The 11,481-nt window shown below is 63.8% G+C and carries 11 protein-coding genes; 4 read left to right on the top strand and 7 right to left on the bottom strand.

Annotation, left to right across the window (positions count from 1 at the left end; genetic code table 11):
* Positions 1-129 precede the first annotated feature (129 nt).
* Positions 130-1,503, top strand: coding sequence for a cytochrome P450 (locus tag AC0L3I_RS05335; RefSeq protein ID WP_473484258.1), 1,374 nt, complete (start codon positions 130-132; stop codon positions 1,501-1,503).
* A 12-nt stretch (positions 1,504-1,515) separates the two neighbouring features.
* Here AC0L3I_RS05335 and AC0L3I_RS05330 read toward each other — a convergent pair whose 3' ends face one another.
* The 7 genes from AC0L3I_RS05330 to AC0L3I_RS05300 form a co-directional block, all read right to left on the bottom strand.
* Positions 1,516-2,490 carry a complex I NDUFA9 subunit family protein gene (locus tag AC0L3I_RS05330; RefSeq protein ID WP_473526189.1) on the bottom strand — a complete coding sequence of 325 codons (975 nt, stop codon included), beginning with the start codon at positions 2,488-2,490 and terminating at the stop codon, positions 1,516-1,518.
* A 117-nt stretch (positions 2,491-2,607) separates the two neighbouring features.
* Positions 2,608-3,060: a DoxX family protein gene (locus tag AC0L3I_RS05325; RefSeq protein WP_473526188.1), complete on the bottom strand. Its 453-nt coding sequence runs from the start codon at positions 3,058-3,060 to the stop codon at positions 2,608-2,610.
* Between the two features lie 334 nt (positions 3,061-3,394).
* Positions 3,395-4,396: an Ldh family oxidoreductase gene (locus AC0L3I_RS05320; RefSeq protein WP_473526187.1), complete on the bottom strand. Its 1,002-nt coding sequence runs from the start codon at positions 4,394-4,396 to the stop codon at positions 3,395-3,397.
* Between the two features lie 133 nt (positions 4,397-4,529).
* Positions 4,530-5,336 (bottom strand): ABC transporter permease, encoded by an 807-nt coding sequence (locus AC0L3I_RS05315; protein ID WP_292408731.1) that lies wholly within the window; start codon positions 5,334-5,336, stop codon positions 4,530-4,532.
* Positions 5,336-6,001: an ABC transporter permease gene (locus AC0L3I_RS05310; RefSeq protein WP_095494135.1), complete on the bottom strand. Its 666-nt coding sequence runs from the start codon at positions 5,999-6,001 to the stop codon at positions 5,336-5,338. Before AC0L3I_RS05310 ends, AC0L3I_RS05315 begins: the two co-directional genes overlap by 1 nt.
* Before the next feature lie 213 nt (positions 6,002-6,214).
* Entirely contained in the window at positions 6,215-7,009 is a 795-nt protein-coding gene (locus AC0L3I_RS05305) for a transporter substrate-binding domain-containing protein (protein WP_473484250.1), read from the bottom strand.
* Positions 7,010-7,058: 49 nt separating this feature from the next.
* Positions 7,059-7,871, bottom strand: coding sequence for an ABC transporter ATP-binding protein (locus AC0L3I_RS05300; RefSeq protein WP_036261459.1), 813 nt, complete (start codon positions 7,869-7,871; stop codon positions 7,059-7,061).
* 218 nt (positions 7,872-8,089) lie between these two features.
* On the opposite strand from AC0L3I_RS05300, the gene AC0L3I_RS05295 reads away from it, so the two are divergent.
* The 3 genes from AC0L3I_RS05295 to AC0L3I_RS05285 all read left to right on the top strand — a co-directional run bounded on the left by AC0L3I_RS05295 (position 8,090) and on the right by AC0L3I_RS05285 (position 11,387).
* Positions 8,090-8,938, top strand: a complete 849-nt coding sequence (locus AC0L3I_RS05295) for a dimethylarginine dimethylaminohydrolase family protein (protein ID WP_473526186.1) — start codon at positions 8,090-8,092, stop codon at positions 8,936-8,938.
* On the top strand, positions 8,935-10,515 hold the full coding sequence (locus AC0L3I_RS05290; RefSeq protein ID WP_473484248.1) for a 5-guanidino-2-oxopentanoate decarboxylase: 1,581 nt from the start codon (positions 8,935-8,937) through the stop codon (positions 10,513-10,515). Before AC0L3I_RS05295 ends, AC0L3I_RS05290 begins: the two co-directional genes overlap by 4 nt.
* Positions 10,516-10,679: 164 nt before the next feature.
* A complete protein-coding gene (locus AC0L3I_RS05285) occupies positions 10,680-11,387 on the top strand; it encodes an SDR family NAD(P)-dependent oxidoreductase (protein WP_473484246.1) in 708 nt (235 codons plus the stop codon).
* The last annotated feature ends 94 nt before the right edge of the window (positions 11,388-11,481 follow it).

The following is an 11,481-nucleotide window of genomic DNA, read 5'->3' as shown; positions in this document are numbered from 1 at the left end:
GGCAACAACAGAGGGCCGACCTGTTCCGACGATCAGGCACTTTCCAGTGCCCGGTCACATTCCGGAGAGCCGGCGACATGGACGCTTGCCTTGCCAGCCACTACATTGAGGTGACCAGCGGAGCACGCCATGGACAGTCAGCCCGCCCCCTTCGTCCCGCCGGCGCCGAAGCCGCGTACGTCGCCGCCGTCGACGCTCGAGATGATCCGCATCGTCTATCGCAACCCGCTCGAACTGTGGGGCGAGCCGACCTACAACCAGCCCTGGATATCGGTGACCGGCATCGGCGGGCCGCTGGTCATCGCCAACGACCCCGGCCTCATTCGCCACGTGCTGGTCGACAATGCCAAAAATTACAAGATGGCGACGGTGCGCCAGATGATCCTGCGGCCGATCCTGCGCGACGGCCTGCTGACCGCCGAGGGTGAGGTCTGGAGGCGCTCGCGCAAGGCGATGGCGCCGGTGTTCACGCCGCGCCACATATTTGGTTTTGCCGAGCCGATGCTGAGGCGCACGCGGGAGTTCGTCACGCGCTATGAGGGCGGCGGCACGTCGGACATCGCCCACGACATGACGCTGCTTACTTTTGATATCTTGGCCGAGACGCTGTTTTCCGGCGAGATATCAGGCGAGCCGGGCAGCTTCGCCAAGGAGATCGACCGACTGTTCGAGACCATGGGCCGGGTTGATCCGCTCGACCTGTTGCGGGCGCCCGACTGGCTGCCGCGCCTGACCCGCATCCGCGGCCGCAAGACCATGGCTTATTTCCGCAAGATCGTAACCGACACAGTCAAGATGCGCGAAGAGCGGCTCAAGCGCGATCCGGACAAGGTGCCGCAGGATTTTCTCACGCTTTTGCTCAAGGCGGAGGGACCGGACGGGCTGACACGCGCCGAGGTCGAGGACAACATCATCACCTTCATCGGCGCCGGTCACGAGACCACGGCGCGGGCACTTGGCTGGACGCTCTACTGCCTGGCCGAAGCGCCTTGGGAGCGCGAAAAGATCGAGCGCGAGATCGACGCCGTGCTGGCGCGAGAACCCGACCCGACAAAGTGGCTCGACGCCATGCCGTTCACCCGCGCCGCCTTCGACGAGGCGCTTAGGCTCTACCCGCCGGCGCCGTCGATCAACCGCGAGCCGATCGAGCCCGAAACCTGGAACGGCCTCTATATACCGAGGCGCGCCGCGGTGCTGGTCATGCCCTGGGTTGTCCATCGCCACCGCAAGCTGTGGGACCGGCCTGACGCCTTCATGCCGGAACGCTTTCATCCGGGAAATCGCGAAAAAATCGACCGCTTCCAGTATTTGCCGTTCGGCGCCGGCCCTCGCGTCTGCATCGGCGCCAGCTTTGCCATGCAGGAGGCGATCATCGCGCTGGCCATCATGCTGTCACGTTTCCGCTTCGACACCACCGCCGAGACCAAACCGTGGCCGGTGCAGAAACTGACGACGCAACCGCGGGGCGGCCTGCCGATGCAGGTTACGCGACGCCTTCAGTGAGCGTCTGATTGGCTAGGCCGCCGTCTTTCGCTGGAACTGGCCCGCGGCGCGGTAGCGCCAGAGATAGCTCGGCAGGATGCTGCCGATCGACTGCGGTTGGATGCCGAGGCCGGCGAGCGTCCTATTTTCCCTGATGGCCGCTTCCGATACGATGTTGTGCTCGCGCAGCTGCAGGACCTGATCCTTGGTCAGCAGCGGATTGGGCAAAAGCCCGAGAATCGATGCCTGCATGTTGGCCACCCACCACGGTACCGACACCAGAAGCCGCTCGCGGTCGATCATGGCAAGCATTTCCTGCATGCATTCCTTGAAGGTCAGCACCTGCGGTCCGCCAAGCTCGTAGATCCGACCGCCCTGGACTTTGCCGTCGACCGAGCGCGCCACCGCCTCGGCGACGTCGCCGACGTAGACCGGCTGGAATTTGGTCTGCCCGCCGCCGATCAGCGGCAGGACCGGCGAATAGCGCGCCATGCTGGCGAAGCGGTTGAAGAAGCTGTCCTCCGGCCCGAAATTGATCGATGGCCGCAAGATGACGGTACCGCTAATCGTTTCCAGGACCGCTTTTTCACCGAGCGCCTTGGTGCGTGCATAGTCCGATTGCGCGTTCAGATCGGCGCCCAGCGCCGAGATATGGGTGAGGCCGGCGCCGACGGCGCGCGCCGCTTCGGCGACCGCGCGTGCGCCGAACTCGTGGACGGAGGTGAATTTCTGCCGACCGCTCTCATGCAGGATGGCCACCAGGTTGACGACATGGTCGGCGCCCTGCACGGCGCGGTCGACCGACCAACGCACGCGAACATTGGCCTGCACCGGCTGAATCTGGCCGACATTGCCCAGCGGCTGCAGATGGCCGGCGAGATCGGGCCGGCGGCAGGCGACCCTGATGCGATAGCCGCGCCTGGCCAGCGCCCGCACAACGTGGCGGCCGACAAAGCCGGAGCCGCCGAACACGACGACGAGCTTTGGGGTCTGCAGGATTTCGGTCATTGCTGGCTCCGGCGCAGTTTCCAGATTTACTGGTGCTTGGCTGAAGCAGTTTCATAGTCGGTTTCGCGCCAAAGGCAAAGGGCGACGATAAGTCGCCAACGCCCTTGTTTGACCGCGTCAGAAGGCCCTGCCGATGCGTGCGTCGACCGATTGGCGGTTGCCGCCGCGAATGACGAAGAAGAATAGGATCGCCGCCCACAGCAGCGATTTTTCGGCGCCCGAAAAGCCCTCGCCCATGGTGACCCAGTGGAACCAGACCGTGACCAGAAGCACGAACATTCCGGCGAAGGCCGCCGGGCGGGTCAAAAGGCCGATGGCGATGAAAATGCCGCCGAAGAACTCGGTGCATGCCAAGAGCAGGGACCAAAATGCGCCCGGATAGAAGCCGAGGCCTTCGACCATCTCGGCGGCGCCGAAAGGTTCGGTGATCTTATGCGAGCCATGGATAGTGAGGAAGATGCCGGCCACGGCACGCAGGATGGTTTCGGAGGCGGTGTGCAACGCCTCATAGAGGCCGCCAAGGGCTGGGACGAAAAGGCTTCTGCTGGAATTGTCGGTGCTTGCGGACATTGGGGCTCCTTTTTTGCTGCTCTGCGCAAACACCCGACCACCTCGCTCAAAGTCAAATGAACAAAAGTTGACCAAAACAGGCATGTTAACTGACCAGATGCGAGAGAACGCAGAAAACCCCGCCGAAGCGGGGTTTTCTGGGTGACTTCCATGGTCGGAGTCAGGGTCCGACGAGGCGGCCTGACCTGAGACGGTATCAGGACGGCGTGAGACGCCCGCCCCAGCCCTGGCGACCGGATGTCACCGCCCGGGCAAACCCCACCCCGGACAGGCATTGGTCGCGGCACCACGCAAAAAGGTTCAACGACGGCGAAAAAAATCGCAGACAAACTTTTTAGGAAGAATACCGGGCCGCGAATTCGGAAATGCGCTGCACCACGGCCTTGGGCGCCGTTATGCCCCGCGCCGCCGCTTTCTCCGCCGCTTCGGCTCGGGCACGGCCGGGCACATGCACGCCGTAGCGGCGGCGCAACCGGTCGAGCTGGTCCTTCATGCGTTTCTCGAAATCCGGATCGAGCAGCTTGGGCTCGACGGCCAGAACGAAGAGGCCGGTTCCGGGACTGTCCGGTCCGCCGCTAAACCATGGCGCATCGAGCGACCAGTTGGCGCCCGACAGGCCCGCCGCCAGCACTTCGACCATCAGTGCGATGTTGGCACCGCGCTGGCCGCCGAAGGCAAGCATCGCGCCTTTCATGGCAGCGGCGGGATCGGTGGTCGGGTTGCCGCTCGCGTCCAGTGCCCAGCCTTCTGGAATTTTCTTGCCGTCCTCGGCCGCCTTGCGGATGTTGACGAAGGCAGTGGCGCTCGACGACTGGTCGATCACCAGCGGCGCTCCGTCAGCGGCGGGCGCGGCGAAGGACATTGGGTTGGTACAGTAGACCGGCTTGACCGAGCCCGAGCCGGCAAGCACGGCCGGTCCATTGGTCGCGGCGAAGGACACCAGTCCCTGCGCGGCCAGCCGCCCGGTGAAATAGCCGAGCGCGCCGCATGTATAGGCGTTCTTCTGCGAAAAGATGGCAACGCCGAACAGGCGCGCCGCCTTGGCGAGATCGTCGATCGTGCGGTCGAAACCGGTATGCGCCAGACCGCCGCGCGCATCGGAGAGATAGATCGCCAAAGCCGGCCTGGTGATGACCGGCTCGGCTTTGCCGTCGATGCGGCCGGCCTCCAGCGCTTCGAGATAGTCGATGAAATGCGACAGTCCGACCGTCGACAGACCTTCCGCCTCGGCCGCTACGATGGAAGCTGCGAGCGACCGCGCCGCTTCTTCATTGGCGCCGGCGCCGAGCGCCGCCATCCTGCACAGCCCTGTCGCCTGGTCGAGACTGAGTTGCATTGTAGCGATCCTAGGGGAGTAGGGGAGTAAGGGAGTAAGGGAGTAAGGGAATAGGGGAATAGTGAGCAGTGAATGCGAATAGGATGGAAATGTGTATGTGAATAGTGGCTGGCCCTACTCCCCTACTCCCCTATCAACCAATCTTGTTCGGAATCCGCGCCTCGATCTTGCCGAGGGCGAAGACCAGGATGCCGGTGATCGCCATATAGATCAACGCCAGGAGCAGCAAGGGTTCATAGGTGAGGAAAGTGCTCTGCCTCACCTTGGAAGAGACGGCGAATATGTCGATCACGCTGATAGTCGCCACCAGCGGCGTCGATTTGAGTTGCAGCACGGTTTCGCCGGTCAGCGTCGGCAGCGCCCGGTAGAAGGCTTGCGGCAGCCAGATCCGCCGCAGAATCTTCCAGCGGCTCATGCCGAAGGCACGCGCCGCTTCCAACTGTCCTTTCGGCACCCCGGCGAAGGCACCCCGCATGACTTCCCCCTCGTAGCCGGCGAAGGACAAGGTCAGCGCCAGGACGCCATAGGGCCACGCTTGCCTGAGATACGGCCACATCCAGGACTCGCGTACCCATGGGTACTGCGGAAACAGCGAGCCGAGCCCATAGTAGAGCAGCCAGAGCTGCAGCAGCAGTGGCGTTCCCCTGATGACGGTGCAGAAGGCCTTTGCAGGCGCCGCGAGCCAGAAGGGGCCGGCAGCCTGCGCCAATCCGAGCGGCACGGCGAGCAGGAAGCCGAGTGTGCAGGTGACGGCGAGGATCCAAAGCGTGCGCCAGATGCCGACAAGCGCCATCTCGTAATATTGCGGCAGCCAGTCCCAGCGCATGAAGAAGGCGGCCGCGAGAACCAGCGCCAGCGCGGTCAGGATCAGCACGATGCGATGCGGCTGCAGCCAAAGCGACGCGCGGGCAACATTGATGATGATCGCTTCGCCAGCCATCAACGCGCCTCCTTGAGGGAGGGCATGCCGCGCCGAGCCCGGAGTTCGATGCGGCCGATGATCAAATTGGAGACCAGCGTCAACAGAAGATAGATCACGCCTGCGGCGAGGAAGAACGTAAGATAGGCTTTGGTTACGCCCGCCGCTTGCCGCGTGGCCAATGTCAGCTCGAAGAAGCCGACGACCGCCAGCAGGGCGGTGTCCTTGGTGGCGATCAGCCAGAGATTGGCAAGGCCGGGTATGGCGAAGGGCAGCATCGCCGGCAGCGTGATGCGTCGCAGAAGGAGGCCGGGAGACATGCCATAGGCGCGCGCGGCTTCGATCTGGCCTTGCGGAATGGCAAGGATCGCGCCACGCATCACCTCGGTCGAATAGGCGCCCTGGACGAATCCGAGCACGGCAATGCCGGCCACCAGCCCACTGATATCGATGCGCTGATATCCCATTGCCGTCAGCAACTGGTTGATCAGATCGGTGCCGGCATAATAGAGCAGCAGGATCAGCACCAGCTCCGGCACGGCGCGGACGATCGTCGTATAGACCGCCAGCAGATCGCGCACCACGGGCCCGCCGTAGAGCTTGCCATACGCACCGCAAATGCCGATCACGAGGCCGAGACCGAAAGCACCGGCAGCGATCTCGACCGAGTGGAGCAGTCCGACCAGAAGCGTTCCGCCCCAGCCAGGCGGCGTCGGCGAAAGTAGTTCGATGATGCGGGCCACAGAGGCCGGAAGAAATGCGTCGATCAGCGTCGCCCCCGAATTGCTGGCGCCAAAACCGCCGGCGATGCCGTCAGCGGAAAGCTTGCATGGGTGGATATCGACGAAAGCCACACGGCACGCTGTCCGCGCCGCGTGGTTATTCGCTCAGGGATGCCGTCAGTTCGCCTGCGGATCGTCGCCGTAGATGTCGAAATCGAAATATTTCTTGCTGATTTCGTCATATTTGCCGTTGGCGCGGATAGCCTTGATGCCGGCGTTGATCTTCTCCTTCAACTCGGTGTCTTCCTTGCGGATGCCGGCGCCGATGCCGGGCCCGAGAACGGCCAGATCCGGCGCGACCATCCCCTTCAGGTCGCAGCATTGCTTGCCCTGATCCGATTTCAGGAACGCATCGAGCGCGATGGAATCGGCCTGCACCGCATCGAGGCGACCGGCGGCAAGATCCTGATTGGCTTCGTCCTGGGTCTGGTATTCCTTGATTTCCGCTGCTTCGGTGAAGTGCTTCTTGACGTAGTCGGCATGCACGGTCGAAACTTGGACGCCGATGATCTTGCCCTTGAGATCTTCCGGGGTAGCGCCGAACTTCTGGTCCTTCGGCCCGATAATGGCAGTCGGGGTGTTGTAATATTTGTCGGAGAAATCGATCGTCTTCTTGCGTTCGTCGGTGATCGTCATCGAGCTGGCGATGACATCGATCTTCTTGGTCGTCAGCGCCGGGATGATGCCGTCCCAGGCAACGGGGGTGATGACGCAATCGAGCTTTTGCTCGGCGCAAACCGCGTCGATGAATTCGATTTCCCAGCCGACCCATTTGCCCGAGGCATCCGGCGAGGTGAACGGCGGATAGGGTTCGGCAGCGACACCGATCTTGACCGGCTCGGCCTTGGCGACGCCCATCGCGGCAACGCCCAGCAGAAGCGCTGCGGCAAACGTCTTCAGGACGGTCTTCATTTCAATAACTCCCAGTTTGTTGTTGTTCCCGTTTTCCATCCGCCTCGGCTTAACCGATGTTGCGGATGAATTGCTTGAGTCTTTCGGATTTGGGCGCACCGAAGATCTGCTCCGGCGGCCCTTCTTCCTCGACCAGCCCGTTGTAGAGGTAGACGACATGCGTCGCGACTTCGCGGGCGAACTTCATCTCGTGGGTCACCAGCACCATGGTGCGGCCCTCGCGCGCCAGGTCGCCGATCACCTTCAGCACCTCGCCGATCAGTTCCGGGTCGAGCGCCGAGGTCGGCTCGTCGAACAGCATGACGCGTGGGTTGATGGCCAGCGCCCGGGCGATAGCCGCGCGCTGCTGCTGGCCGCCCGACAGATAGGCCGGATAGACATCGCGCTTTTCGGCAAGGCCGACGCGGGCGAGCAGCTTTTCCGCCTCGGCGATGGCCACGTCGCGCTTGACGCCCAGAACATGCACCGGAACCTCGATGACGTTCTCGATCAGCGTCATGTGGCTCCACAAATTGAAATTCTGGAAGACCATGCCGAGCTTGGAACGAATGCGCTCGATCTGCTTGCGGTCGGCGGGAACGGTGTGGCCGTGACTGTCGGCCTTCATCCGGATCTCCTCGCCATTGACGCGGACGATTCCACTGGTCGGGTTCTCCAGGCAATTGATGCAGCGCAGCAGCGTCGACTTGCCCGAGCCGCTGCCGCCGATGATGGCGATGACCTCACCGTCGCGCGCCGACAGCGAAACGCCTTTCAGCACATGCAGTTCGCCGAATCTTTTATGCAGGTTCTCGACATGGATGGCTTCGGCGGCGTCGTTCTGCGCCGTATACTTCAGGGCGGGAGCCGTGCCTTGGGCTATCACCTTTGGGGTGCCTCACGAAGCGGCTGGACCCGTCGCTGCTGGAATTTATTACCCATTACCATCACTGGACAGACTTCTCATTCTCAAGATGGACCGTTCCGCTTGCCTCCGTCAACCATGCTTTTTGGACCATTGATCACGGCATGCCGAGTGGCTATTGGCTGGATGGGATATTTCAGGAGCACTTGGTGGGTAAAGCATACGGGTCGCAGTCCATGGCAGGGCCCCTGCAGCGCGTGCTGATGCGGTCCGCCGCAAGCGCCATGCCCCGCGCCAGAGCATCGGAATGGCACTATGGCCCCGGCTTCGATCCGCAAAAGGCCGCTGCCCAGTATGAGGCGCTGACGACGCTGGTTTTGGCATCCGGCGCCGAGATCGAATGGCTGACCGACGCCGATGACGGGCTTGCCGATTCCGTCTTCACCCACGATCCTTCGTTGATGACCGACCACGGCGCTATCATCCTTGCCATGGGCAAGGCCCTGCGCCGGGCCGAGCCCGGCCTGCACGAGGCGGCCTACAGGCGCATGGGCGTGCCTATCCTCGGCCGCATCGAACATCCCGGACAGGTCGAGGGCGGCGACTGCGTTTGGGTGGACGCACGGACGCTGGCCGTCGGCCGCGGCATGCGCACCAACCAGGACGGCATCCAGCAACTCGCCAACCTGCTCATCCCCAAGGGTATCCAGGTCTATGGCTACGACCTGCCGCTCTGGCATGGCGAGGAGGCCTGCCTGCATCTGATGTCGGTGATCAGTCCGCTCGCCGACGATCTGGCGCTGGTCTATGCACCGCTTTTACCGGCTGCCTTCTACCAGATGCTGCGGGCGCGAGGCATTCGCCTGGTCGAAGGCGACGCTGAGGAGTTCTTCGCCTCCAACGGCCTCAGCCTCAATGTGCTGCCGACCGCGCCGCGCGAGGTGATCGCCGTTGCCGGTTTCCCGAAGACGGCGGCGGCCATGGCGGCCGCCGGCTGCAGGGTTTCGACCTTCGAGGCGGACGCGCTGTGCATCGCCTGCGAGGGCGGACCGACTTGCCTCACACGTCCAGTGCTCAGACAATGACGACAGTCGGCGAAGCGCTCATCACTTTGCTCGAAGCCCATGATGTCAACACGGTCTTCGGCATTCCGGGTGTGCATACGGTCGAACTCTATCGCGGGCTGGCGCGCTCGAAGATCCGCCACGTCACCCCGCGTCACGAGCAGGGCGCCGGCTTCATGGCCGACGGTTATGCGCGCGCCAGCGGCAAGCCTGGCGTCGCCTTCGTCATCACCGGACCGGGACTGACCAACACCATCACCGCCATGGGCCAGGCCCGTGCCGATTCGGTCCCGATGCTGGTGATCTCGGGCGTCAACGCCACGCCGACGCTGGGCAAGGGTCTTGGCCACCTGCACGAACTGCCCGACCAGCGCGGCATGATGGAAAAGGTCGCGCTGTTCTCGCACCGCGTCGCCGACGCCAACGAACTACCGGGCGTTCTTGCCCGCGCCTTCGCCCTGTTTTCGTCATCGCGCCCCGGCCCGGTCCATATCGAGATCCCGACCGATATCATGGTCAAGCCGGCCGACGGCATCGCGGCTTTGCTGGCCAATGTCGCGCCGCCCGAGCCGGATGCGGCGGCGATAGCAGAGGCGGCAAAACTTTGCGCGGCTGCCCGCCGCCCGCTGATCCTTGCCGGCGGCGGCGCCAAGAGAGCCGAAGCACCGTTACAGCGCCTTGCCGAAAGGCTGGGAGCGCCGGTTGTCCAGACGGCCAATGCCCGCGGCCTGCTGCATCGCCATCCGCTTGCCGTGCCGGCGAGCCCCAGTCTGAAGGCGGTGCGTGCATTGATGGCCGACGCCGATCTGGTCATTGCCGCCGGCACCGAATTCGGCCCAACCGACTATGATGGGTATAGCGACGGTGGCTTTGTCCTGCCGCCCAATCTGATCCGCATCGACATCGGCGCCGACCAGCTTGCCCGCTGGCCGGCCCGGATTTCGATCCACGCCGATTGCGGCGCAGCACTCGAGGCGCTGCTTGCCGAAATCGGCCAAGGCCAACCGCCATCGGGCGACGGCCCGGCTCGCGCCGCTGCAACAAGGCAAGCGGCCTTCGCCGAAATCAGCCCGGCCCTCCAGGCGCAAACACAAGCCGTCGATGCGATCCGCGATGCGTTGCCGGGCTCGATTATCGTCGGCGATTCGACCCAGCCGGTCTATGCCGCCAACCTCTATTACGATCACGATCGACCGGGCGGCTGGTTCAACGCCGCCACCGGCTTCGGCGCGCTGGGCTATGGTCCGCCGGCGGCGATCGGTGCGGCCCTTGCCGTGCCTGATGCGTCGGTCGTCTGTCTCACCGGCGACGGTGGCTTCCAATTTACGCTGCCCGAACTGGGCGCCGCGCTCGACGCCTCGGCGCCGGTGATCTTCGTCGTCTGGAACAATCGCGGCTATCGCGAAATCGAAACCTCGATGCTCGATGTTGGCGTCGAGCCGGTCGGCGTCTCGCCGGCGCCGCCTGATTTCTGCAAGCTGGCCGAGGCCTATGGCATTGCCGCGGAGCGGATTGTTGGTATCGACGATCTGGCGGACGCACTCAAGCGTGCGCGTGCGACCGGACTGCCGTATGTCATCGAAATCACTGTCGATTGAGTGCTGTGGCAGCGTCTGCCTGGGGATGCGATCCTCGTCGGATGGCCGCCGGCTTGAGGCGCGCAAACGACGCTGCGTTATCGAGATTTCGGTTGAGTGATCGCGCGAAAGGCGCGACCCTTCGGCGGCGGCGCGGCATAAGAGAGTGACTGGAGCGGTCGAAGATGACGGATACACTGGACGGCAGGCAGGTTGTGGTGACCGGCGGCACCGGGGCGCTCGGTGGTGCGGTTGTCGGCAAACTGCTGGAGCAGGGCGCGATCTGCCATGTGCCCAATGCCCATGCCGTCGCGCCCGCGCATTTTCCCTTCCCGGCACATGAGCGCGTCAGGCTGGCGCACAATGTCGATCTCGCCGACCCCGCCAAGGTCGATGCGTTCTACGCCAGTGTTACGGATTTGTGGGCATCCATCCACCTGGCCGGCGGCTTCACCGCCGCGCCGGTCGAGAAGATCGAGCCCGCGTCCTTTGCCGAAATGATGGACACCAACGCCCGCACCACCTTCCTGTGCTGCCGCGCGGCGATACGCTCGATGCTGGAATCTTCCGTGTCGGGCCGCATCGTCAATGTCACGGCGCGCGCCGGGCTCGACCTGCGGCGCGGTTCCGGCATGGTCGCCTATGCCGCCAGCAAGGCGGCAGTCGCGGCAATGACGGTGGCGATGGCGGAAGAACTCAAGGGCAAGGGCATTCTGGTCAACGCGGTCGCGCCTTCGACCCTCGACACGCCGGCCAACCGGGCTGACATGCCGGCCGCCGATTTCGGCAAATGGGTCAGCCTCGAAGCGGCCGCTGAGGCCATTGCCTATCTCGCTTCGCCGGCCAACCTGGCGATGAGCGGCACGCTGGTGCCGCTTTACGGCAGGGCCTGATCTCTCTCTTTGTTTGAGCGCGATTTCCCAAAATCGGTTTGCCACGTTTGGGTTACGATGCTCTGACCATAGTCAAACAAAAACCCCGCCGGAT

The sequence above is a fragment of the Mesorhizobium sp. WSM4840 genome (assembly GCF_055811755.1).
The sequence above is the reverse complement of the archived record's forward strand: the minus strand, read 5'-3'. Positions and strand labels throughout refer to the sequence as shown.